The sequence below is a fragment of the Stenotrophomonas sp. INTA L402-1 genome (assembly GCF_059295135.1).
The window spans coordinates 1-22,746 of sequence record NZ_JCAFWP010000025.1; the positions used below are offsets into that span (position 1 = coordinate 1).

At 66.3% G+C, this 22,746-nt stretch carries 21 protein-coding genes and 1 riboswitch; of the genes, 7 read left to right on the forward strand and 14 right to left on the reverse strand.

From position 1 onward, the window contains the following. Window positions 1–257 precede the first annotated feature (257 nt). The gene (locus tag AC5O77_RS14455; RefSeq protein WP_478058756.1) at window positions 258–734 is read right to left on the reverse strand and encodes a YybH family protein; all 477 of its coding nucleotides are present in this window, start codon (window positions 732–734) and stop codon (window positions 258–260) included. Between the two features lie 115 nt (window positions 735–849). Here AC5O77_RS14455 and AC5O77_RS14460 point away from each other — a divergent pair, with 115 nt between their 5' ends. After that, on the forward strand, window positions 850–1,515 hold the full coding sequence (locus AC5O77_RS14460) for an Ivy family c-type lysozyme inhibitor (protein WP_478058755.1): 666 nt from the start codon (window positions 850–852) through the stop codon (window positions 1,513–1,515). A gap of 36 nt (window positions 1,516–1,551) precedes the next feature. Here the strand turns inward: AC5O77_RS14460 and AC5O77_RS14465 are convergent, their stop codons facing one another. The 5 genes from AC5O77_RS14465 to AC5O77_RS14485 all read right to left on the reverse strand — a co-directional run bounded on the left by AC5O77_RS14465 (window position 1,552) and on the right by AC5O77_RS14485 (window position 5,904). Further along, the gene (locus tag AC5O77_RS14465; RefSeq protein WP_478058753.1) at window positions 1,552–2,934 is read right to left on the reverse strand and encodes a HipA domain-containing protein; all 1,383 of its coding nucleotides are present in this window, start codon (window positions 2,932–2,934) and stop codon (window positions 1,552–1,554) included. Next, on the reverse strand, window positions 2,931–3,194 hold the full coding sequence (locus tag AC5O77_RS14470; protein WP_049398603.1) for a helix-turn-helix domain-containing protein: 264 nt from the start codon (window positions 3,192–3,194) through the stop codon (window positions 2,931–2,933). Before AC5O77_RS14470 ends, AC5O77_RS14465 begins: the two co-directional genes overlap by 4 nt. 431 nt (window positions 3,195–3,625) lie before the next feature. Beyond that, window positions 3,626–4,312, reverse strand: coding sequence for a L,D-transpeptidase (locus AC5O77_RS14475; RefSeq protein ID WP_032130168.1), 687 nt, complete (start codon window positions 4,310–4,312; stop codon window positions 3,626–3,628). Window positions 4,313–4,468: 156 nt separating this feature from the next. Continuing rightward, window positions 4,469–4,741: a hypothetical protein gene (locus tag AC5O77_RS14480; RefSeq protein WP_012509703.1), complete on the reverse strand. Its 273-nt coding sequence runs from the start codon at window positions 4,739–4,741 to the stop codon at window positions 4,469–4,471. A gap of 212 nt (window positions 4,742–4,953) precedes the next feature. After that, the gene (locus AC5O77_RS14485; RefSeq protein WP_478058752.1) at window positions 4,954–5,904 is read right to left on the reverse strand and encodes a DUF2268 domain-containing putative Zn-dependent protease; all 951 of its coding nucleotides are present in this window, start codon (window positions 5,902–5,904) and stop codon (window positions 4,954–4,956) included. Window positions 5,905–6,110: 206 nt separating this feature from the next. Between AC5O77_RS14485 and AC5O77_RS14490 the strand changes: the two genes are divergently transcribed. From AC5O77_RS14490 to AC5O77_RS14510, 5 genes are all read left to right on the forward strand, one after another. Then, window positions 6,111–6,686 (forward strand): OmpO family porin, encoded by a 576-nt coding sequence (locus AC5O77_RS14490; RefSeq protein WP_043034956.1) that lies wholly within the window; start codon window positions 6,111–6,113, stop codon window positions 6,684–6,686. A gap of 123 nt (window positions 6,687–6,809) precedes the next feature. Next, on the forward strand, window positions 6,810–7,577 hold the full coding sequence (locus tag AC5O77_RS14495; RefSeq protein ID WP_478058751.1) for a helix-turn-helix transcriptional regulator: 768 nt from the start codon (window positions 6,810–6,812) through the stop codon (window positions 7,575–7,577). Between the two features lie 68 nt (window positions 7,578–7,645). After that, on the forward strand, window positions 7,646–8,011 hold the full coding sequence (locus tag AC5O77_RS14500; protein ID WP_478058750.1) for a VOC family protein: 366 nt from the start codon (window positions 7,646–7,648) through the stop codon (window positions 8,009–8,011). A gap of 123 nt (window positions 8,012–8,134) precedes the next feature. After that, window positions 8,135–9,109 (forward strand): Dyp-type peroxidase, encoded by a 975-nt coding sequence (locus AC5O77_RS14505; RefSeq protein ID WP_032130172.1) that lies wholly within the window; start codon window positions 8,135–8,137, stop codon window positions 9,107–9,109. 84 nt (window positions 9,110–9,193) lie between these two features. Continuing rightward, window positions 9,194–9,610, forward strand: a complete 417-nt coding sequence (locus AC5O77_RS14510; protein WP_478058749.1) for a hypothetical protein — start codon at window positions 9,194–9,196, stop codon at window positions 9,608–9,610. Window positions 9,611–9,849: 239 nt separating this feature from the next. Here AC5O77_RS14510 and pnuC read toward each other — a convergent pair whose 3' ends face one another. The 7 genes from pnuC to AC5O77_RS14545 all read right to left on the reverse strand — a co-directional run bounded on the left by pnuC (window position 9,850) and on the right by AC5O77_RS14545 (window position 18,621). Next, window positions 9,850–10,419 carry a nicotinamide riboside transporter PnuC gene (pnuC, locus tag AC5O77_RS14515; protein WP_317218344.1) on the reverse strand — a complete coding sequence of 190 codons (570 nt, stop codon included), beginning with the start codon at window positions 10,417–10,419 and terminating at the stop codon, window positions 9,850–9,852. An 8-nt stretch (window positions 10,420–10,427) separates the two neighbouring features. Further along, window positions 10,428–12,617, reverse strand: coding sequence for a TonB-dependent receptor (locus AC5O77_RS14520; RefSeq protein ID WP_317218343.1), 2,190 nt, complete (start codon window positions 12,615–12,617; stop codon window positions 10,428–10,430). A gap of 70 nt (window positions 12,618–12,687) precedes the next feature. After that, a riboswitch (TPP riboswitch) is annotated at window positions 12,688–12,783 on the reverse strand. 43 nt (window positions 12,784–12,826) lie between these two features. After that, entirely contained in the window at window positions 12,827–13,951 is a 1,125-nt protein-coding gene (locus AC5O77_RS14525) for a phosphotransferase enzyme family protein (protein WP_478058746.1), read from the reverse strand. Between the two features lie 125 nt (window positions 13,952–14,076). Continuing rightward, entirely contained in the window at window positions 14,077–14,484 is a 408-nt protein-coding gene (locus tag AC5O77_RS14530) for a glycine zipper 2TM domain-containing protein (RefSeq protein ID WP_125893081.1), read from the reverse strand. Window positions 14,485–14,730: 246 nt separating this feature from the next. Continuing rightward, a complete protein-coding gene (locus AC5O77_RS14535; RefSeq protein ID WP_478058744.1) occupies window positions 14,731–16,722 on the reverse strand; it encodes an XVIPCD domain-containing protein in 1,992 nt (663 codons plus the stop codon). Window positions 16,723–16,833: 111 nt separating this feature from the next. Next, on the reverse strand, window positions 16,834–17,604 hold the full coding sequence (locus tag AC5O77_RS14540) for a hypothetical protein (RefSeq protein ID WP_121505031.1): 771 nt from the start codon (window positions 17,602–17,604) through the stop codon (window positions 16,834–16,836). A 378-nt stretch (window positions 17,605–17,982) separates the two neighbouring features. Further along, a complete protein-coding gene (locus AC5O77_RS14545) occupies window positions 17,983–18,621 on the reverse strand; it encodes a response regulator (protein WP_032130138.1) in 639 nt (212 codons plus the stop codon). 74 nt (window positions 18,622–18,695) lie between these two features. Here AC5O77_RS14545 and AC5O77_RS14550 point away from each other — a divergent pair, with 74 nt between their 5' ends. After that, a complete protein-coding gene (locus tag AC5O77_RS14550) occupies window positions 18,696–22,295 on the forward strand; it encodes an ATP-binding protein (protein ID WP_478058742.1) in 3,600 nt (1,199 codons plus the stop codon). On the opposite strand, the gene AC5O77_RS14555 is transcribed toward AC5O77_RS14550, so the two are convergent. Beyond that, complete coding sequence (locus tag AC5O77_RS14555; RefSeq protein WP_032130140.1) at window positions 22,289–22,690, reverse strand: c-type cytochrome; 402 nt, start codon at window positions 22,688–22,690, stop codon at window positions 22,289–22,291. The genes AC5O77_RS14550 and AC5O77_RS14555 overlap by 7 nt on opposite strands. Between the last annotated feature and the right edge of the window lie 56 nt (window positions 22,691–22,746).

Sequence of the window (22,746 nt, forward strand, 5' to 3'; positions counted from 1 at the left end):
GATCCGGCGTCGCCAGCCTCTTCCTGGAGCACCGTCCCCGGCCAACAACTCCGAGGACGGTGAAGATCTCCAAAACCCGTTATCCCGTCGATCGCAAGGCTGCACCGCTTAAGTGAACAGCATTACGGCTACGTGCCGGGGTTTTTTATGTGTGTGGCCCATCCACGCATGGCGTGGATCTACTCCGGAATCCGCTTCTGGTAGCAGCCAACCTTGATTGGCGCCCGGTAGCGCCGGGCCATGCCCGGCGGAATCCATCACCGCGCCCGTGGCGGCGCGTTGCCGTTATCCATGTCCGAGAAGATCAACCACGGCCCGTTGCCCACGCGCTTCAGTGTCAGCGTGAACTTGCCGGTGTCCCCCACGTTGTTGCCGTAGGTGTAGGCACCGATGATGTAGCCGACGTTCCCCTCCACCGCGTACGCCAACGCACGCAGCCGCAACGGGCTGCCGCCCTGGCCGGCATACGCGGCTTCGATCGCGCTGCGCCCGCGCACCGGTAGCTGGTTGCTCTGCAGCACAAAACCATTCTCGGCGAACAGCGCAGCCAGCGCCCTGGCATCGCCCGTGCGCCACGCCTGCTCGTAGTCGCGCAGCACGCGGTCCAGCGGCGCGGGCAGGGCCGCATCAGGAAGAGGCTGTGCGGGCTTCGCGCCTTCAGCATCGTGGGCGATGGCCGGCGATGCCAGCAGCAGGGCACTGCAGAAAATCACGGCGAGTCGTGTGCGGTGCATGCGTCCGGCTCCAGGCGATGACGGGAACGTGCGAACGCATCCTAGCGCGCTGCTGGTTAGAATCACGCAGGCGCCCGCGCGGCGGCATGCACCGCAGATCAGACAAGGACAAGGAATGAAGATTCGGATCACAGGGATGGCACTGACGGTCGCACTGCTGGCCGCCTGCGGGCAGGCACCGGCACCGGATGCAGCACCGACCGCACCGGCACCAACCACCGAAGCACCTGCGGCCACGGCAACGGTGGTCGAGCAGGCGCCGTCCATCGAAGACGGCGTAGACCCTTCGGTGTGGGACAACGAAGGCGAACCGGAAGACCCGAGCGCCGGCGGAGAACTCACCTGTGCGGACAACCCGCTGGCGACGCATTTCTTCACCCTGGTGGGCGGCAACACCGTGGACGACTGCGGCCGCAAGGACCCGAAGGTGCTGGCCGCGTTCAACGCCCTGATGAAGAACACAGCCGCGGCCGAATCTGCTGACAAGGAGATTCCGTCGCAGCGCGAACGCCTGTTGAGCGGGCCCAGCGGGCCCGGCGAGCTGGTGGTGCTGCAGGGCGAGCCATGGTGGTTCTACACCGCCTGCCAGGCCCACGACTGCCCCGGCACCGCGCTGGCGATGCTGTACTCGCCCGATCAGTCGAAGATGGTCGGCCGTCTTACCGCGCGCTGCAGAATCTGGTGGCTGGGTGAACCCAGCGACGAGCAGCGCGCGCTGATCGAGCGCGAGCAGCCGGTGGACAAAGCGATGCTGAAGGAAGAAGGCGAGTCCTGCGAGTAATCGGTGGTGACGCCGGATGATGTTCCGGCGGCCGCATCATGCCGGTGAAAGCTGCCTCACCATGTCGGCGATGATCACGTGGACCAGCGTTCTCAGGAAATGCACTTCGCCTTCCAGGGTTGGGCCGATGTCGAAACGGGTCGACCATTGCTGGTTTTCCTGCAGCACCAGCGCGTAAAGCGCCTGGGCTTCGCTCGTGATGCGGTCGATCTGATGGCGCAGCTGCCGGGTGGCAGCCGGCCTTCCCAGGCCCAGCGCTTCACCGGCAGAAACCAGATGCTCGAAACGAAGGTCGTGGAAGCGCGCGACACCGAGAATGGGCCACGACAGTTCCGAGCGTTCTGGCCAACGTGCGCCCTCGTCGACATACGCGCGGGTCTCGTAACATGCGGTGGACAGCAGGTCGTAGTGGGGGGCCAGTTCGATGCCCCTGCTGTCGACCAGGAAGCTCAGGTTCTTCAGGTGCGCATCGTTGTTGCCGGTGAGTACATTGAAGATCAACCAGTCGAACAGGCGGACGCGCGTCTTGAGCTTGCTTCTGCATTGCTCGACGATGACCTTCAGGGTGTCGATGCTGCCGAGCGTGTACTTGAACTGCCGGTCGAGGTTGAGCAGCTGGCAGGCGTCGATGGCATGACGGCGATGGATGGCATCGGCGGTGATTTCGCGATCAAAGCGCTCGATGATGAAGACCGGCTCCGGTACGTAGCGGCGCTCGATCTTCGGCACCTGCAGCCCCATGCGCTGTGCAAGGCGCATCACGAACCACTCGTTGGCCACGCTGTGGGGATAACTGCTGCTGGTGCTGTCAGGCTTGAGGATGTGGGTCGAGGGCTCGGCGCCCAGAGGTTGGTAGAGTTCTCCCCCTGTCTCGATGATTGCCAGCTTGTGCTGGGCACCTGCCAGTGACATGCGCTTGGCGGCACCCGCCGCAAGCGACGTGCGTGGCAGGCCTTGGATACGCGTGGAGAGTTCCGCATCGGGTAGTGGTTTTCTGCCGCCGGGTGGCAGGCGCTGGCCTGGAGGCAGCAGCGTCAACGAGCCTGCCGATTCCGCGCCATAGGCGGCCAGCAATGCGAACGCGTCCGCGCCATCCACCCTGGCATCGGTTGCCATCAGCGTGCGTTGCTGCTCTTCCGGCAGCAGATTGTCGAAGTACCACTGCACGGGGCGTTGGCTGGAGCCATCGAGGATGGCGGTGTCTTGCAGTGGTAACGCAGGCGCCAGTGGAAACCGATGTGCGCTGCCGAGCCACTCCGGCGCATAGGTGAAGCGCCACAGGTTTGCTGCTTCGGTCAGGCGGCCCACCGGCGCTTCGTCGATGCTGACCTGCAGTTCGCGTGGTGGAAGCGGATAGTGCAGTCCAGACAGGACGGTCGTTGTAATGACGTCCTTGAGATCGATACGGGGGGCGCTCATGGCACCTTCCCGTTGGCACGTTTGGCCAGCAGGGCCATCGCTTCGTCCGGCACGTCGATTTCGACATGCAGCCCCAGCTCGTCAAGCACGGTGAACAACTTGCCCCATTGCACCGTGGTACCGCCGCGTTCGACCTTGGCCAGGAAATTCTCGCTGACCCCGATGCCTTCGGCGGTTGCATCCTGGCGCAGTCCCTGATGCTTGCGGGCGGCTCTCACCAGTGGTCCCAAGGCCTCAGCCTTCTCAAGCCTGATCTTCAATGGGAACTCCCCCAGCAGAGCCTGGCGCTCTGGATTCGACCCATCGTCTATACCATAGAATCCTCACTGCAGTGAGGATTCTTCGCGCAAAACCCAGGATTCCCTAGAATCCTTTCGATCTTGAGGATTTCTTGGCAAAAGAGCTGGATGCAAGAAAATCCTCATTGAAACAAGGATTTGTTTGCAAAGGTGTCCAGCCCGCAAAGAATCCTCATGAACTCAAGGATTTTTTGACGTCGTGGGAGCGCGATGCCTCATCCGGTCCATATGGGCAGCGCCACGACGGCGGGACGTCCGCGATGAGTGGGGTCCAGGTGGGGGGCCTGCCAGGAGCGTGCCCGGGAACCTCTGCCTGCAGCGCAGGCTCGCATCGTCAACAGGCCTGGCCGCAACCCGGCCACAACCAGCCGCGGCCGCAGGCCAAGCGTCTGCTACTTGCTCGCGCGCCGTGCGCCTTTCTCGTCTTCGTCCTTTGCATCGCCCCGGCTCTGCGCGAACTCCGGGAACGTCTTCGCGATCGAATCCTTGTCCGGAAGGATGTAGAACACGCCGCCCTTCTCGAACGTGGATTGCACGATCTGCTCGTAGAACGCAGGCGTGACGTTGATGCAGCCGTGCGTAACGCGGTTGTCGTCCGGCGAAGGTGATGCCAGCCGTTCGGCGCGCTTCTCTTTCGGAGTGCCTGGCGGCAGCGGGTGCATCGAAACGGCGGAATCGTAGTCCACCCACAGCACGCGACCGGCATCGTCGGAGGGGCCATAGCCACCAATGAAACGGCCCGCCGGGGTAGTGCGGTCATGGCCTGGAATCGCACTCAGCGCGAGCTTGGCAACGCCGGGTGCGGAGTGATCGCCGATGGCCGAACCGAACAGCGCCGGTGCGGCACCGCGCAGCTTGCCGTCTCCACCGAAGACCAGTACCTGCGCAGCCGCCTTGTCCATGATCGCGAACGGATAACCCTGGTTGTCCTTGCTGGCGACTACCCAGCCGGCCAGTTCGATCACCGTCTCGGACACGCTCTGGTCAGCGGGCAGTTCATCGACTGCGGCGACCGGGGGGGCAGGTGCGTCCTTGTCCCTGGCGTTGGCTACGCCGCTGCACGCAACGGCCAGTGCCATGGCCAGTGCGGCATGGAGGGCGCGGCGCGCAGGGGAGGAGGAGGTACGAATGGGACGGCTCCTTGCAGTGCAATCTTGGTGGAAGGATGCCAGTGGCCGGCGAAGGCCACTGGTTCCCGATACAGAGGTGGATCAGTTCAAACGGTGAGGGAGCGATCAGCCGCGCGGCTTGCGGCCCGCTGGTGCCCTTTCAAGCTGCTGCACGCGACCTTCGATCTGGTCCAGACGCTGGTTGGCCTGCTGCGCCGACTGGTTGGCGGACTCGGCACTCTGGGCGGCGCCCTGCACCTTTACATCGAGCTGATCGAGACGCGAGTTGATCGTTGCAAACTCGTTCTTGTAAGAGGCGCAAGCGCCAAGGCTCACGGTGGCGATGAGCGCCACGCTGAGTGCACGGGCCATCTTCATGTGTTGCGAGGTCAGTTTCATTCCACTCCCTCCTTCGTCTGGGGAAGCTGGAATATAGCGGCGTTTGTTCCCGGCGCTACCAAGCGCTTTCAGCTGGAATTTGAGTACGTGGATGGGCTGTGAAGGCCTGTAAATCAACGAACCTTAACAAGCGGGATCAAGCGAGCTGATCTGCACCGGCGTATCGCCTTGTGCCTGTTCAATATCACCCATTCACCTGCATGAAGCCGGCATCACGGCATGTGCGTCTGTGTGCTTTCGCCTGCTCCGCACGCAGGCTGCCATCCACTTGCTTCCAGCAGCGCTGCAGCGTTTCCAGGCTGGACATCCAGCAGTTCGGCGATGGCGTTGGGCGTGTCGGGCGCGCGCGCAACATAGGCGTGGGCGATGCGGTAGCCGATCCAGTAGCCGAGATCTCCGCGGCGCGTATCGTCGCCGGGGCCGTTGTACAGCCACCTCGAAAGATCGGTACCCATGCTGTCCTGCAGGAACGCGCGCTCCAGCGCACACTCGCGACCCTGCGCCCAACGCTGCAGATACGCGTTGGCCGGTTGCCCGGAGATCCGTTCGGCCACGTATTCGGCGCCGCCTTCCAGCAGCGTCTGATAGAGCAAGGTGGGCTGCTCGACATCAACGCGTGCGCCGGGCTGTTGCACGTGCACGTACTCATGGGCGATCAGGTGCACGAAGCGGTCGCTTGCATCGGCCTGCATCCAGTCCGCATTGCACAGCGCTTCCAGTCCAATGACCACACCTGCTTCGGTGGTAACGCCACCACTGTTGCCGCGGCCCACCAGTACGGTGACCGGAGGAAAGCGCGCAGACGGCAACAAGGCGCCGAGCTGATCGACGGCAGCGGCGACGCGCGTGCGGATCGATGGCAATGCGGTCGCGCAGGTTCTCGCTTTCGCAAACAATGCCGGCTTGTCCTGGATGGCCCTGGCCAGCCGCTCCATCGAGCCGATACGGCTGTCGGTGAAGCTGCGCAGGGCATCCGTACCCGCATCCAGATAGCCGTGCTGCAGATCATCGGCGCTTGGGCGCCCATGGTTGGCGTCCAGCACCTTGAAGAAGCGCGTGACATCGTCTGTCTGTACGACGATGTGCCCGGCAGGACCGACACGCTCAGCCGCCTGTGCCTGCAGCAGCGCGATCGGCGAGGCCATCAGGATCAGTGCCCGCATCAAGCATCGAGCGTGATGCGCGTAAGAAGCCGACAGCAATGCCATGCGGAGTTCCCTGAACGCCAGCCTTATTTATACACCAGTCAGTTCAATATTCAGGGTTGATTAGACCCCCTAACGGATAATTCACACCTGTCGACCGCCTCCTCTCTCTCCCCCTCCCGGGAGGCGGTCGACGAAACCAAAATAATTAAAGGTGTGTCCCGATGAACAAGAATTCGCTGCTTGCCCTGGGTCTTCTGGCTGCTCTGCCGTTCGCTGCATCGGCAACCGATGGCCTGTCGTACAACTACGTTGAAGGCGGCTACGTGAACACCGATGCCAAGGGCGGCGACGCCGATGGCTGGAAGGTGAAGGGTTCCGTTGCGGTGCACCCGAACTTCCACGTCTTCGGCGACTACAGCGCCCAGGAGACCGACAAGTTCAAGAATGACGTCGACCAGTGGCGCCTGGGTGTCGGTTACAACTACGGCATCGCACCGAACACCGACCTGGTGGCCCGTGTTGCGTACCAGAAGTACGACGAGAAGCGCGGCCTGGACTTCAACGGCTACTCCACCGAAGTGGGCGTGCGCACCGCGTTCAACCCGTACGTGGAAGGCTACGTGATGGCCGGCTACGAAGATTTCAGCAAGAAGCACGGCATCAACCCGGACGGCGAGTTCTACGGCCGCGTCGGCGCCACCGCCAAGTTCAACCAGAACTGGGGCCTGAGTGGCGAAGTGAAGCTGGCCAAGGCCGGCGACCGCGAGTGGTTCGTGGGCCCGCGCTTCACCTGGTAACAAACGCCTGTCGTTAGTGCGTGTTGTGCTGGCGTGTGACTCTCTCTCTCTCCCACACGCCAACCGAAGCCCGGCCTCGCGCCGGGCTTCACTTTTATGGGCTCCGGGGCGCCACAATGCGGCATGGGCGACCCTTCCTCCCTCGCAGGTACCGGCACGGCCTATCAGGAGCACCTGGCGCCGGCGCCGTTGCGTGGTCATTTCGGCCAGCTGTGGCAGAGCCAGCTCGCTGCGGATGCCGATGGGCACATCACCGTATTGCCCGATGGCTGCGTGGATATCCTTTGGCGCGACGGCGCGTTGTTCGTGGTCGGCCCGGACCGTGTGGCCGCACACCCGGCGCTTGCACCCGGTGCGCAGGTGCTGGGTGCGCGCTTTCGTCCCGGCCAGGCGTTGGCCGCGCTGGGGCTGCCACTGGCCGGCATCATTGGACAGGCGGTGCCGTTGGCCGATCTGAAGGGCGGATGGGCCACAGCAGCCGCTGCTTCCATTGGCGATACCGCGCCGGCGCAACGATTGCAGCGGATGGCGCAGTGCCTGCAACAGCACATGGGCGCGGCGGCCCTCGACGTGCAGGCGCAACGGGCGCATGTGTTGTTCCACGCGCTTGGCCATGGCCAAGCTACGCTGGACGAGCTGGCGGCAGGCTTGAACCTGAGCCCGCGCAGCCTGCGCCGTTTCAGCCAGGCGCAGTTCGGCTACGGCGCCAAGACGCTGGAGCGGATCCTGCGCCTGCAACGCTTCCTGCGCCACAGCCGCGGGTTGCCGCAGCATTCGCTGGCGATGCTGGCCACCGATACCGGCTATGCCGACCAGGCCCATCTCAGCCGCGAGGCCCGCGAACTGGCCGGCATGAGCGCACGCGAACTGCGCCGGGAGTGGGGGCAGTGATGGCCGTTTCGTTCAAGACCGGCAGGCCACGCTGATCGATGCTGCGGGCTCCAACCACGGAGTCCACCATGAGCCACGCCATCCCCGATGCCGAACGCCGCATCGACAACATCGAATTCAACGTCGCCGACATCGCCCGCAGCAAACGCTTCTACGGCGAGGTGTTCGGCTGGAATTTCACGGACTACGGCCCGGCCTACACCGAGTTCGACGACGGCCGCCTGAAAGGCGGCTTGGTGTCCGACACACCGGTACGTGCGCAGGGCGGCCCACTGGTGATTCTCTACTGCGCGGACCTTGCCGACGCCCAGCAGCGCGTGATCGCCGCCGGTGGCGAGGTGGTGCAGGCGGTGTTCGCCTTCCCCGGTGGCCGTCGCTTCCACTTCCGCGATCTGGATGGCTACGAGCTGGCGGTCTGGAGTGATGTGGATTGAGGTCTTCGTGCCTTCGCCAGTGGACGGAACGAGAACCGCTCCGTCCCCGGTCAGGCGGTTCCGCTATGATCGCCCGCACATCGCTACACGCAATGCGCCCGCCTCAAGCCAGCAGGAACCGCCGTGAACTCCCAGCCCGCACCGATCACCGCCCTCAACCACACGCTCGACAACGAGCCGCAGCAGATCACCGCGCCGCTGACCCATTCGGCGGCGTTCCTGGTGCTGAAGGTGAAGGATGACGAGGCGTCGATCGCCAAGGCACGCGAGGTGCTGGCCAGCACCGACGACCTGATCAAGAACACCGCCATCCGCGAGATCGAGCGCACCTTCACCTGCAACGTGGCCATTGGCCACCGCGTGTGGCAGCCGTTGGTGGGTACCACGCCGCCGCGTGAGCTGGCGCCGTTCCGCGAGATCAAGGGCGCGACCCACACCGCGGTGTCCACGCCGGGCGACCTGCTGTACCACATCCGTGCGCGCACCATGGACCTGATCGTGGCGTTCGAGCGCAACCTGCTGATGGCGTTCGGTGATGCGGTGGAAACGGTCGATGACGTGGCCGGCTTCCGCTACTTCGATGGCCGCGACCTGCTCGACTTCGTCGATGGCACCGCCAACCCGGAAGGGCTGTCGCTGCCGGAAGCCACCATCGTGGGCGATGAAGACCCGGCGCATGCCGGTGGCAGCTACGTGGTGGTGCAGAAGTACCTGCACAACCTCGATGCCTGGCGTGCGCAGAAGACCGAGGCACAGGAAGCGATCATCGGCCGCACCAAGCACGACAACATCGAGCTGGACGATGCACCGGCCGATGCGCAGAAATCGCACAAGACGCTGTGCACCATCGAGGATGCCGACGGCGAGCACGAGATCCTGCGTGACAACATGCCGTTCGCCAACCCGGGCCGTGGCGAATACGGCACCTACTTCATCGGCTATACCCGCCGCCTGTGGGTGATCGAGAAGATGCTCGAGCGCATGTTCATCGGCAATCCTGCGCCGCTGCATGACCGCATCCTCGACTTCTCCACCGCCACCACCGGCGTGACCTTCTTCGCGCCCTCGCGCAAGGTGCTGGCCGACCTGGGCGATTGATCGCGCCGGCCAGCGCCGCCCGCCATCTGCCTGTCATCTACCGCGCCGACCATCAGACGTTGGATGAGAGCGCAGGGGCGGGCGATGGCGATGGCAAGGAACACAACCGGCGCACGCCGCTGGTGGCGGCCGCTGGCCGCGTTGTTCGGTGCGCTGGCACTGGGGAGCGCCGCGGTGTCCGCGCAGGAAGCCCCTGCACACTGGATGGCCTATGCCGCCGCCGTGGGCGGCCAGCTGCAGCAGCGCCTGCAGCAGGAGCAGGACCCGCAGGCGCAGCGCGTGCTGGAATGGATGCAGGCACACCCTGATGCACCGACGCCGTTGCCGGTGAGCGTGTGGATCGCGGCGGATGGCCGCATTTCGAAACTCGAATTCGACAGCCTGGGCGACCCTCAGATCGACGCCGACCTGCGCGCGACATTGCAGTCCGCACCGTTGCAGGCCGCCCCACCGGCCGACATGCGCCAGCCGCTGCGGCTGGGCCTGCTGCTTACCCAGTAGATCCACGCCATGCGTGGATGGGCCTGGTAGATGCCGACCTTGGTCGGCAGGCGTGCGCCAACCAAGTTGGCGACTACCGGTAGCCCCAGGCCACGCATGGCGTGGCTCTACTGATCTTGCGGGTGCAGTAGATTCAGGCCCTGCGTGGATGTGTTGGATAGATGCCGACCTTGGTCGGCAGGTGTGCGCCAACCAAGGTTGGCGACTACCGGTAAGCCCCGGCCACGCATGGCGTGGCGCTACTGCGTTGCTGCCTCTGGTTCACGGGCTGCCGCGCTCCATGCGCGCAGCCCGAACACGGCCAGGCCGAGGAAGAACACGTACAGCGCGGCGGTCACGTGCAGCGACTTGAACAGGTACGCACCCACGTACACCACGTCCACCGCGATCCACACCCACCAGCAGGCCACGTGGCGGCGTGCCTGCCACCACTGGCCGACCAGGCTCAGCGCGGTCAGCATCGCGTCCAGCCACGGCAGCGCGGCATCGGTGAAGGTGTGCATGGCCGCACCCAATGCCACGCCGCCGCAGAGGCCGATGGCCAGGTCGCGCAGCAGCTTGCTGCGCGCCAGTGGCACGATGCGGACACTGCCCTCATCCGCTGCATGCTGCCGCCAGTTGAGCCAGCCATAGACCAGGAAACCACCGAAGGCGACCTGCAGCAGTGTGTCCGAGTACAGCTTGGCCTCGGCGAAGACCAGCCCGTACAGCGTCACCGACAGCAGGCCGACCGGCCACGCCACCAGCCGGCGCTTGGCCATCAGCCAGACGCCGAGGATGCTGCACAGCGCGGCGGTCCACTCGAGCATGACGCCGCTCACAGCGCGAACGTCACCGACAGGCGGGCCTGTCGCGGTGCGCCGGGGAACAGGTAGTAGTCACCGCCGCTGCTACCGGTATCGCGCCAGTAGAAGCGGTTGAACACGTTGTCCACCGACAGGTTCCAGGTCACCGCGCGCTCGTGCAGGCGATGCTGGAAACGCAGGCCAGCGTCGAACACCGAGTAGTCCGGTGCGCGCACGCCACCATCGGCACGGGCCACGTTGGCACCGGCATAGCGCCAGCCGCCGGTCACATCCAGGCCCTGCACGAACGGCAGCGCATAGGCCACGTGCACGCTGGCGCGCACCTTCGGCACGTTCACCAGCTGATGGCCTTCATAGGCCGGGGTGCCGGTGTCGCGCGCGCGCGCCTGCAGCACGCTGGCGCTGGCCACGATCTGCAGCGCATCGGTCAGCTGGCCGTTGGCGGTCAGCTCCAGGCCGGTGTGGGTCTGCGTGCCTTCCTCGACGAAGGTGTAGCCGACCTCGCTGTTGTCGGGCTTGGCGTACTGGTACGGCTGCGAAATGCGGAACACTGCCGCGCCCAGCGTCAGTGCTTCGACCGGCACGTACTTCACGCCCACTTCCAGCTGCCGCGACTGCACCGACGGCAGGAAGGTGTCGGCGTTGCTGGTCCAGAAGGGCGCTTCCTGGCCCAGCGAGATGCCGCGCACGTAGCTGGCATAGGCGTTGAGCTGGTCGGTAGCCTTCCACACCACGGCGGTCTGCGGCAGGAAACGCGACAGGCGGCTGTGCCGCTGCGGGGTGCCACGCTTGTCGTAGGCACGCTCGTCCAGGCGCACGAAGCGGCCGCCGGCCAGCCACTGCCAGTCATCACCGAAGCTCATCCGGTCCAGCGCGAAGAACGCGGTCTGGCGGCTGTCCAGGCGTCGTGCGGACGGCCCTGGCATCTTCGGCGACGGCGCGAACACCGGCACCTGTGCGTCGTGGATGTTGCTGGTGCCGACGTACTCGTTGACGCTCGGGCGCTTGTCTACCGTGCGGCGGAAGTAGTCGGCACCGATGGTCAACTCATGGCCGACGCTGCCGGTCTCGAAGCGGCCGCGCAGCTCGGCACGGGCCTGCTGGTTGCGGCGGGTGTCGTCCGGGCTGCGGTAGTCGTAGACGTCGTAGTCGCCATTGGGCGCGAAGTAGTTGCCCGGCACGCTGCCATCGGCACACTGCGTGGCGTAGTAGCAGCCGTAGGCGAAGGCGACGTTGTCATCGATCACCGAGCGGCTGTGGCCGACCGAGACGCGCGACTGCCAGGCATCGTTGAAGTCGTAGGTGTGCAACGCGGTGATGTTGGTGCTGGCGATATCCACCGGGCGCTGCCAGGGCTGGTAGCCGAGCAGGAATTCGCGATCCACGCCGTGCGGCAGCTCACGCGCGCCCAGCAGCTGGTAGCCCGACACCGAGCGCTGGGAACTGGTCTGGTAGTTGGCATCCACTTCCAGCTTGCCGCGTTCGCCAATCAGCCAGTCGGCGGCCAGCGAGTAGAAGTTGCGACGGCCATCGGCGTGCTCGACGTAGGAATTGCTGGAATCCCATGCGGCATTCAGGCGCAGGCCGAAACGCGGGGTGATCCAGTGGCCGACATCGACGGCGACGTAGCGCGAGCCTTCCGAGTCGGTACCGAGCGTGGCGGTGCGCACTTCGGCCGGGCGCTTGCCGATGTAGTTGATGATGCCGCCGGGCGCCATCACACCCGCGGCCAGGCCGGCTTCACCCTTGAGGATCTCAACCGACTGCACGTTCTCCAGCGCCAGGCGCTGTTCGCCGGCGATGGACAGGCCGTTGAAGCGGTAGCCGGTGGCGGCATCCAGCGCAAAGCCGCGGATGGCGACGTTCTGGTAGTAACCCACCGGCGCATACGCATCACCCAGCGAGGCATCGTTGCTGGCCAGCTCGGACAGCGAACGCACCTGGCGGCGGTCGAGGTAGTCGCGCTCGAGCACGTTCACCGAGGCCGGGGTGTCCTTCCATGACCCACCACCGAAGGCGTTCACGCGTGAGGTATCGGCCTTGGGTTTGCCGGCCTGCACGCGCACTGCCGCCAGTTCGGTGGGCGAGCGCTCGGCGCCGGTGGCAGCCGCATCGGTGGCAGCGTCGGCCTCGCTGGCATGCAGCGGCAAGGCGGCGCAGAGGGCGAGGGAGAGCAGGGTGGGGCGCAGGCAGCGGTTCATTCGGTTCGTCTTCGGACAACAAGGGAGACGAAGCGACGGCGCGCAGGTGCACCGGCCCATGACGGGGGTGTGGCTGCGGCTCAAAGCTCCCTACGCCGGTGCAAACCGGATCAGGTTCCAAGGGACTCTCTCAGCCTGGCAGATCCAGGCACCCCCGCTTCAGGTGACCATTTCACTACAAATGGTACGGATTTGCGAGCCGGTGCCCTTCAGGCTGCCGCGTGCAGCGCCTGCAGCAGTGCCTGCCCCGGCGCGCTGTGGAACCACGCCGGGTGCCCCAGCATGAAGGGCTGCCAGGCCACATCCGCGTTCGCGGTCGAGCCGGTGACGCCTTCGAAGTACTCCACTTCGGACAGTGCAAAGTCGAAATGGACCATCGGCAGCAGGTCGGCCAGCAGGTGCACGCGTGCTGCCGACAACGGCAGCAGCTGGCGGTAGCCGTCGAGCAGGGCCAGTGCGATATCGATGCGCACCGCCTCCATGCCGCGCTCCAGTTCCAGCCACGCCACCGCGTTGCGCTCGATGGCGGTGGCGAGGTCGAACAGTGCGCTGGTGGGGGAGGCCAAACCGAAATCCAGCACAGTACTGATCTGCCCCTCGCGCCACAGCAGGTTGGAGACATGCCAGTCGTTGTGCGCCCACAGCCGTGGCTCGTCGCGCAGGCGCTCGGCCAGGCCGGCATGCCACGGCAGCACGTCGCGCTGCAGCTGCGCTTCCCAGGGAATGCGCGCGAGATAGCGGGCCAGCCCGGGGCGCTTGTGCAGCCCCGCCTTGATGGCCGCGATCGGATCGTCGGCGCGGATCAGATCGTCGCGCGCGACCAGCACATGGGTGCTGCGCTGCGCTGCGTGGTAGCTGGCCGCAGCGCGGTGCAGCTGTGCGAGTGCACGCCCGGCTTCGCCGGCCTGCGCGACATCGGTCAGCAGCGACCACGACACGGCATCGCGATACAGATCCTCGCCGACGCCAACCGCATGCAGCTCGAAGGTCCATTCGCCATGCTCGACGGCGCTGTGACCATCAGCGGCCGGCAGCACCTTCACCACCGGCACGCCGGCCGCAGCGAGATGGGCGATGAAGTGGTGTTCTTCTTCCAGGCAGGCCGCACTGCGCACACTGTGGTGGTGGCGCTTGATGAACACCGCGCCGTCCCTGCCATTGACGATGGCAGCGGCCGAGAGTGGCCGCGGGCTGTGCCAGTGCGGGTGGCTGTCTGCATCCAGCTGAGGGTAGCGCCGGCGCAGCCACGCAATGTCCGCCGCGCTGATCGGTGGCCAGTCGGCAGCAACCTCGTCGTTGTTGAGGCCCTGCACGCGGTGGGAGGAAGAAGTCATGCCGCAGCCCCAGTGGGGAAAGTCACATCCAAGGCTGCGCATTCAACGCCATGCACGCGGCCAACGCAAACGGGCGGGTCATCGACCCGCCCGTCCGTGCATCGGCATGGGGGATGCCGCGCTGCTTACCAGCCGCGATGGCGGCCGCGGTCGTGGTAGTAGCGGTTGTCGTAGTAGCGCTCGCGCTGCCAGCGACGGTCGTCACCGCGGTCGTAGTAGCCGCTGCGGTAGTAGCCACGGTCGTAACGGCGATCGTAGCGGTTGTCGTAACGGCGATTGTCGTAGTAACGACGATCGCGGCGGTCGGAGGTGGTCAGGTTGCCGATCGCGCCGCCGGCCACGGCACCGCCGACAGTGGCAGCGGGATCACCGTTGGAGAGCAGGTTGCCGGCCACGCCACCGACCACGGCGCCGACCAGGGTGCGCTTGTCCTTCCTCGACATCGCGCTGGCATCGCTGACCACGGCGACACCGGCCAGCAGGGCCAGGGCCATCGCCAGACCACGGAAGCTGAGTGCGGAAGTACTGAGCATGTTCGTTCTCCTGTGAGGTGCATGCCACGCTGGGCAGGGAGGGCGCGGGGCGCCCCGGCTGCCGTGATGTCCACGCTGGCGTTCCAACATTGCCGGAACATTGCCTGGTCCACCGTGCGGCTTGCGCATTCATCTAGCGGCAGGCGGCATGAAGCAAGGCTGAAAGCGGCCCCGGCCGCTCAGCTGGCAGAAAGGGAAAAGGCCACGCGGACGTGGCCCTCCCTTCTCTCCCAAGGCGCCGCGGGCTTAGACGCCCATCGCCTTCTGGGCCTGCCGGGCCTGCTCCTGCTGGGCGTCCTGCTGCTGATGCAGCACGTTCGGCGCGCCCTGCACGGCACCGCTGCTGAGCGCCAGGCTCTGCTCGCTGGCGGCACGGGTCTCCACCGCCACGCGGCTGGCGGCCGGGTCGCCGATGGTGCCCTGCACGGCGAACAGGCGCTCACCGTTCGGGCTGGGCACCACCGAGTCGATGCGCTGCAGGCCGGCGGCATGCGCCTCCTTGGTCAAAGCCGCAGCAGCGCTTTCCAGCGTGTGGCGGTCCTTGAAGGTCCCGGCCGGCAGCAGTTCCAGGCCCTTGCTGGCCTGGATGAACAGCGGATTGCGCGGGTGCCGCTCGTCGTTCAGCAGCGGGCGCTCGCGGGCTTCCTTGATCGCGTCCAGCGTCTTCGCACCGACGATGCCATCGGCGACCAGGCCGTTGTCCTTCTGCAGCTGGCGCACCGCTGCTTCGGTATTGCGGCCGTAGCGGCCATCCTCGACCAGCGGCTTGCCGTCGGCGCCGGCATAGCCGAGGTGGCCCAGCTGCTCCTGCACCTTGCGCACGCCCTCGCTGTGCGCGCCCTGCTTGTACAGTTCGGCGTGCGGCGTGGCAGCGGCCTTGTGCTCGGCCGCAGGCTTGCCCTGGGTCTGCTCGTGCGACTGGGTGCGGTTTTCCAGCAGGTCGCGCGCCTTGGACAGCGGATCGGAGGCGTACAGCTTCCAGTTCGGGTGGTCCTTCACCTGCTTGAGGTAGTCCTCGACCGGCATGGTGTGCACGCCCTTGCTGCCGGTGGACTGGCTGATCAGCAGCTTGTCGGTGTTGGGGTCGCGCACCACCATCACGATGTGGTCGATGCCGTTCCAGTGCTCATGGCGGGTCCTGGCCGTATCCAGGCCGATGATCATGCCTTCCTTCAGCGCATCGGGCTTCAGGATCGCGTCGCGGTCCAGCAGCACGCCGGACTGGTCGAACGCTTTGCGCACGATGCCACCGGAACCGAGGTTGCCCAGATCGATGCGATCAGCCTTGCTGAACACCGCGTGCCCGGCCTTCTGGTTGATCTCGTCCATGGTCCGGTTCTGCAGCGTGCCGACCCAGCCGGAACAGTCGATGTAACCCTGCTCCACGTTCTTGCCGGTCTTGCCCGGTACGTACAGCGCGTGGCCCGGGATGTTGATGGCGTACTTGACGTCGTCGTACTTCACGCCGGCCTCGTAGGCGGCCTGCAGTTCAATGCCTGGCTTCGGTGTGGCAGCTGCCGTTGCGGTTGCCGCCAGCGTGGCTGCACCCGCCGCCACGGCTGCGCTGGCCTGCGCAGGTGCTGCCGGGGTCTGGTCCTGGCCCTGCACTACCGCCTGCGGTTCGATGTTCTTTTCCGGAATGCTGATCGCCGCGTACTTGTGGATGTAATAGCTGGAGAACGTCCGCGCCAGGTCGCCGTCGTTCATCCCGCGCATCTCGGCCAGGGTGTGGCCGGTCAGCGCCTTCGCGTCGGAGCCGATCTGGTTCAGCACGTTGCGGCGCATGTTGATCTCGTCGCCGTGGCTGTTGCGGACCACACCGAAGGTGCCGGTGGCAATGGCAGTCTGCACCGAGCCGTAGCCGGCGCTGCCCTGCTGGTGGGCCAGGTACAGGTCCAGCCCGGTGGGCGTGTTGCCCCCGGACAGGTACGGGTTGCCGGTGCGCTCGTTGCGGCGCGCCATCGAGTCCAGGTTGTCCTGGTACATCTGTGCGGCCGCTTCGGTGTTGCGGGTGGGGTCGAACTCGTGGCCGGTCAGGTGGTACTGGCGCGCGGAGCCGGGCACGAACTGGAACAGGCCCTTGGCGCCGGATGAGGTGTTGTGGGCGCGCTCGTTGAAGGTGCCGCCGGTCTCGATGTGCGCGAAGCGCATGAAGTCATCCACAGGGATGCCCTTCTGCCTGGCGACCTGCTCGACGATGTCCAGGACTTCCTTTCTGCTGTAGTCATGCTGTGCCATGACGTTTTCCTCGGGGTTGATGGAGCGGCGCGTGCCGCGAATCGCCAACCGGACTCATCCGTGAGTCAAGAACATGTCGGTCAACAGGGAACCCGCGCGTGGCGGGTGCTATCAGGGCGCGACGTACTGCTGGGTCGCACTGTCGAAGGTGTAGTGCACGGCGTCGCCGGCACCCAGTGCGCGGGTCTTGCCGGGGCCTTCGATGGTGGTGCCCTTGAAGGTCACGGTCAGTCGCGGCAGACCGTTGCCGTCGGCAGCGAAGGCCAGTTCGCCATCGCTGTCGGTGCAGGGCATCACGTTGCCGTCGTCGCAGGCGGCGCTGTTGTCCTCACCCGTGCGCACTGAACCGACATAGCGCCAGACCTTGCTGTCCACGTCGTCTTCGCTGCGCCTGGGGTTGAACAGCAGCAGCGCATAGCCGGTGCTGCTGATGCCGCGGTCGAAGCTGCTGGTCGGCACCGCCAGCAGCAGGCGACCATCGGCCGTGCGATGTTCAAGCGGCTTGCGCCGGGTATCGACATCGTCGGCCTTGTCGTACGCGCCCAGTGCGCCGATGGTCCATTCCTGGCCACGGAACTTCCATGGTTTCCTGGCGTCGGTGCCGGCCAGCACGAAGGTGGCCTCGGCAAGGTTGGCGCGGTCATCCGGACCGGCCGGCGTCTGCTCGCCCGGCTTGCCGTAGTGCTCGCGGGTATCCCAGGAGAAACCCGTGTAGTACGTGGTGCCATCGAGAATGAAGGTGTGGCCGAACCAGAAGGTCGCCACGCTGCCGTTCTGGACCTCATAGGAGGTCGCGCCATCGCCGTCCACCTGGTAGGTGAAATACATCACGGTCGGCGCGTCGGGCGGGGTGGCGGCGGCATCGGGGGTGGGGGTCTGCATCGGGGCAACATCCTGTCGGGGCGCATTGGCAGCCTGCGCAGGGGCGCCGGGCTGGGAGGACGAGGGGGCCGGATCGGCGGCGCTGCAGGCGGCAGCGGAAAGAGAGACGAGCAGGCACGCCGCGAATGCGCGCAGAGGCCGCAACGGCAGGGTCCAACGTAGCTTGGGGGGATGATGCATGCGCCTCTCCATGGTCAGCGTTGCCGGGCCAGACGGCCGGCAGGAAACCGCGCCACGTCCACCAGGGACGGGAGCGAGGACATGAGCCGGTCGATTCCTTCGACCTCGCATTGAGAACTCATGCCGGACCATCTTGGCACAGATCGGCGGCCGGTCAAAGAGGGCGGTGGCAGCTGCCCTTCTTGTGTGATCTGGCTCTCAGATCTTGCCGTCGCGCAGGTAATCGAACAGCTCGGCGTCGCCCTTGAGGCCCAGTTTGAGCATGGCGTCACCCTTCTGCCGACTGATGGTACTGACGCTCTTGTGCAGCTGCAGCGAGATTTCCTTCACGGTCATGCCGGTGCCCAGCAGCCGCAGCACCTCCACCTCGCGTGGCGACAGTGGCTTGCCGTCGCCCTCGCGCATGCGCCAGCTGCCAGCGGCCTCGACCCGCTCGCGCAGGCTGCGGCTGATGTAGGGCTGGCCCCGGTAGACCGCCTGGATGGCCTGTGGCAGTTCGTCCATCGACGAACTCTTGTCGACCAGGCCGAGCACGCCGCTGTCGAGCACCATGCGCAGGATCGCCAGGTTGTTGGAGACACTGAGCATCAGCACCGGCAGGTCGGGATGACGGCGGCGGATCATGCCGATCATGGCGAAGCCGTCGGCCTGGGGACTGCCCGGCATGGAGTAGTCGGTGACCAGCAGGTCACAGGGTTGGCTGCCGAGCAGGGCCATCAGCGCCTGCGCGCTGTCGGCTTCGCCGACCACGCGGCCCACCCCGCTCGATTCGATGACGGCACGGGTACCGATACGGACCACCGGGTGGTCGTCTGCGATGATGATGCGCAAGCTCATGCTCTAGTATGGCCACCGGGCACGCCGGACCGCGACCATCGCGGTTCCTGGCAGATTCTAGGAGATCAACGCAGATGCGTAGCTGGGCTGTTCGCGGGCTGGTCCTGCTGCTGGCCGTGCTGGTGCTGCCTGCGGCGCTGGCACAGGCAGTGCCTGGGCTGTTGCCGCTCAGCCCGCTGCAGCGCGAGTACCTTGCCGCGCATCCGAGCATCGTCGTGGGCCAGTATGACAGTGGCTGGCCGCCGTTCGAGTCCCTCCGTGATGGCCAGCAGGTCGGCCTGGGCCCGGATTATCTGTCGCTTCTCGCCCGTCAGCTGGGCGTGAAGGTGGAGGCACGGCGCTATCCCGACTGGACATCCGTGCTGGATGCGGCATGTCGTGGCGAGATCGATGTAGTGATGAATGTCGGTCTCAGTGCCGACCGCACCCGCTGCATGGTCTATACCGCCGCCTATGGCGAGGCAGCGCTGGCCCTGGTGGGACGCCCGGATGACCTGCGTGCCTCCGACATCCCCGACCTGGATGGACTGCGGGTGGTGATCGAGCAGGACTTCCTGACCGGCCCGCAGGTGCGGGCGCGCTTTCCCCGGGCACGACAGCTTGTCGCAAACAGCTCGTTGGCGGCGCTGGAGATGGTCAGAGACGACAAGGCAGACGTTTACATCGGCAATGCCTACGTGGCCACCGAACTGATCGCACGCGAGGACCTGCAGGGGGTCGTGCTGCTGCGCCCCAGCGATCTGCCGCCCGAACGGCTGCACTTCGGTGTTCCCAACAGCAAGCAGCCGTTGGCCGAAGCATTGGACCTGGCACTGGCTGCGACCAGCCAGGCCCAGCGCGATGCGCTGGTGCAGCGCTGGCTGCCACCTCCGCAGTGGTCGGCATCGGCACAGCTGGCGTTGAGCCAGGCCGAGAAACGGGTACTGGAGCAGCCGTTGAAGATCGGCTTCGCGCCGAACGCGGCGCCGCTGTCGTTCGCGGACCAGGATGGCAACCCCAGTGGCCTGGCCAGCGAATACCTGCGGCGCCTGCTGCAGGCTGGCGCCAACCTGCAGGTGGAAAACAGCCACGACTGGTACGAGGTGCGCGAGAAGGCGCGCCGCGGCGAGCTGCAGGCGGTGATGGGCATTCCTGCCGATTCTCGCTACCTGGGCCCGGACTGGGTGTTCAGCCAGCCCTTCATCAGCGTGCCGAACGTGATCGTCAGCCGGCGTGACAGCCCGGCGTTGCTGGGCCTGTCCGACCTGCAGGGCAAGCGGGTGCTGCTGTCCGATCCGGAACGTGTGCGTGGCTATGTGCTGCAGCAGGCGCCGCAGGCGCGGATCATCGCGGCACGCAGCGCGGAACAGGCCCTGCAGCGCCTGATCAATGGCGACGCCGATGCCTACGTAGGCAACCTGGCACTGGTTGACCATCTGCTGCGCAACCGCTTCCCGGGGCGCCTGCAGGTGGCGGCACCGGCAGGTTTCAACGATCAGCTGGTGCTGGCGGTTGAGCGCCGCCATGCCGCCCTGGCCACCACCTTCGACCGCCTGCTGCTGCAGATGACGCCGCGCAAGCGCGAGGCACTGCGCGGGGACTGGCTGGCCGTCGAGTACCGCAACGGCCTGGACTGGAACAGCGCGATGCGCTGGGGCGTGCCGCTGCTGCTGGTGCTGCTCACCGCGCTGCTGGTGCACGCCATCGGGCATTGGCGGCTGCGCCGCGAGGTGGCCGGACGGCGTCACCTGGAACAGCGCCTGGCCGAAGTCACCGACAACCTGCCTGCCGTGGTCTATCAGGCTCGCCGCGCGGCAGACGGAACCCTCAGCTTCCCGTTCATTGCCGGTGACCTGCAGGCGTTGTTCGGGATCAGCCGGCAGCAGGCCGAACAAGATGCAATGTGCCTGCTGGAGCGCATCGAGGAAGACGACCGCGAGCACATCCTGCATGCGGTCGAGCAGGCGGCGCGCCAGTTCGCACCGCTTGTTCTCGAGTTCCGGCTGCGACCTGAAGGCACCGGCGCGCGCTGGGTGCGCAGCCAGGCCCATCCCTATGCGGCGGAAGCGGGCGTGGTCACCTGGAGTGGATACTGGGTGGATGTCAGCGAGGCGCGTGCACAGGCCGAGGCCCTGACTGCGGCCAAGGCCGACGCCGAACAGGCGGCGGAGGCGAAGTCGCGTTTCCTGGCGACCATGAGCCATGAAATCCGAACGCCGATGAGTGGCGTGCTGGGCATGCTGGAAGTGCTGGCGCATTCGCCGCTGGATGCCGAGCAGCAGCGCATCCTCGGGGTGATCGAGGATTCGGCGCAGATGCTGCGGCAGATCCTCGACGATATTCTTGACTACTCGCGGCTGGAGGCCGGCGCGCTGCGCCTGGAACCGGTGCCGCAGCCGCTGCGGCCATTGCTGGAAAGCGTGTGCCGGTTGTTGTCGGCGCAGGCCAGTGCACGTGGGCTGGACCTGCACGTGCAGATCGACCCGCAGCTGGCGGCCGCGCACGAAGTGGATGGCGTGCGCCTGCGCCAGATCGTGTTCAACCTGCTCAGCAACGCCATCAAGTTCACCGTGCGCGGCGAAGTGCGGCTGCAGCTGGAAGTGCTGGGGCCGACCGCCGAAGACGGCAGCCAGCCGCTGTGCCTGAGCGTCACCGACACCGGCATCGGCATCGCGCCGGAACAGCTGCAGCACCTGTTTGCGCCGTTCACTCAGGCCGGTGCCTACATCCAGCGCGACCATGGGGGTACCGGCCTGGGCCTGAGCATCTGCCAGCGCCTGGTGCAGATGATGGACGGCGAGCTGGAGCTGCACAGCACGCTGGGCGAAGGGACCCGCGCCGAGGTGCGGCTGTCGCTGGTGGAAGCCGGCAGCGGTGATGTGGAAGCGCTGGTCGCCGAGCAGGAACAGGCCTCGCTGCTGCCGCCGGCGCTGCGCCAGGCGCGGGTGCTGGTGATCGAAGACCACCCGACCAACCAGGCGATGATGGCCTGGCGACTGCAGCAGCTGGGGGTGCCGCATGTGATGGTCGGTGACGGCCAGCAGGGCTTGGATCGGCTGTCGTCGGAGAGTTTCGATCTGGTGATCACCGACTGCCGGATGCCGGTGCTCGATGGCTTCGGTTTCACCCGCCTGCTGCGCGAACGCGAGGGCCGCAACGGCCAGCCGCGGCTGACCGTGCTGGCGCTGACCGCCAGCGTGCTGGATGACGATGCACGGCGCTGCCGCGAGGCCGGCATGGACGAAGTGCTGGCCAAGCCGCTGTCACTGGCCACGCTGCGCACCGCACTGCTGCGCTGGTTGCCGCAGGCGCAGGGACAGTCGTTTGAGGAGCCGCAGGCCGAGTCCGCCGTCGACGATGCTGGGACGCTGCCCGATCTGGACAGCCTGCAGCGGCGCTTCGGCTCACGTGCGGTGGCCGAGCAGCTGCGCGACAGCCTGTTGCAGGCCAGCGAGGGCGATCTTGCCGCCGTGCAGCGCGCGCTGCAGGCTGGAGATCGCGAGGCGGCCGCACTGCACCTGCATCGTCAGGCCGGTGGGTTGGGCGCGGTGGGAGCGACAGTGCTGGCCGGGCAGGCCAATGCGTTGGTGGAGCGTCTGCAGGATGCGGCGGAAACCGATGTGGCGCCGTTGTTCGCGGCGGTGGCGGAATTTGTGGCACGGCTGCAGCGACAGCTGCAGCGCCTGGCTCACTGAGCCGACTGCTGCTGCAGGTAGGCGATCACCAGTGCGCGGCGTTCGGCGCTGGGGAAGGCGTTGTACATGCGCGTGCCGGGCACCACGTGGGTGGGCGACTGCAGGAACGCATCCAGGGTCTGCGCGGTCCAGGTGATATCGGCGCGGCGCATGCCGTCGGAATAGCCATAGTCCGGCAGGCTGCCAGCGCGGCGGCCGATCACGCCGTGCAGATTGGGTCCGAAGCGGTGGATGCCACCAGGTTGCACGGTGTGGCAGCCGGCGCACAGCTCGAACGCGCGCTGCATGGCCTGCTGCTGCGCCTGTTCCGGCGTGGCCGGTGCCGCAGGCGGGCGCTGGCAGGCCGTGGCCGCCAGGGTCAAAGCAATGGTGATGAGCAGGCGGAAAGCACGCATGGGCGGGCAGGATAGCGACGCAGCGGGGCAGGTGGGCTGCGACACGCGGTCGCAGC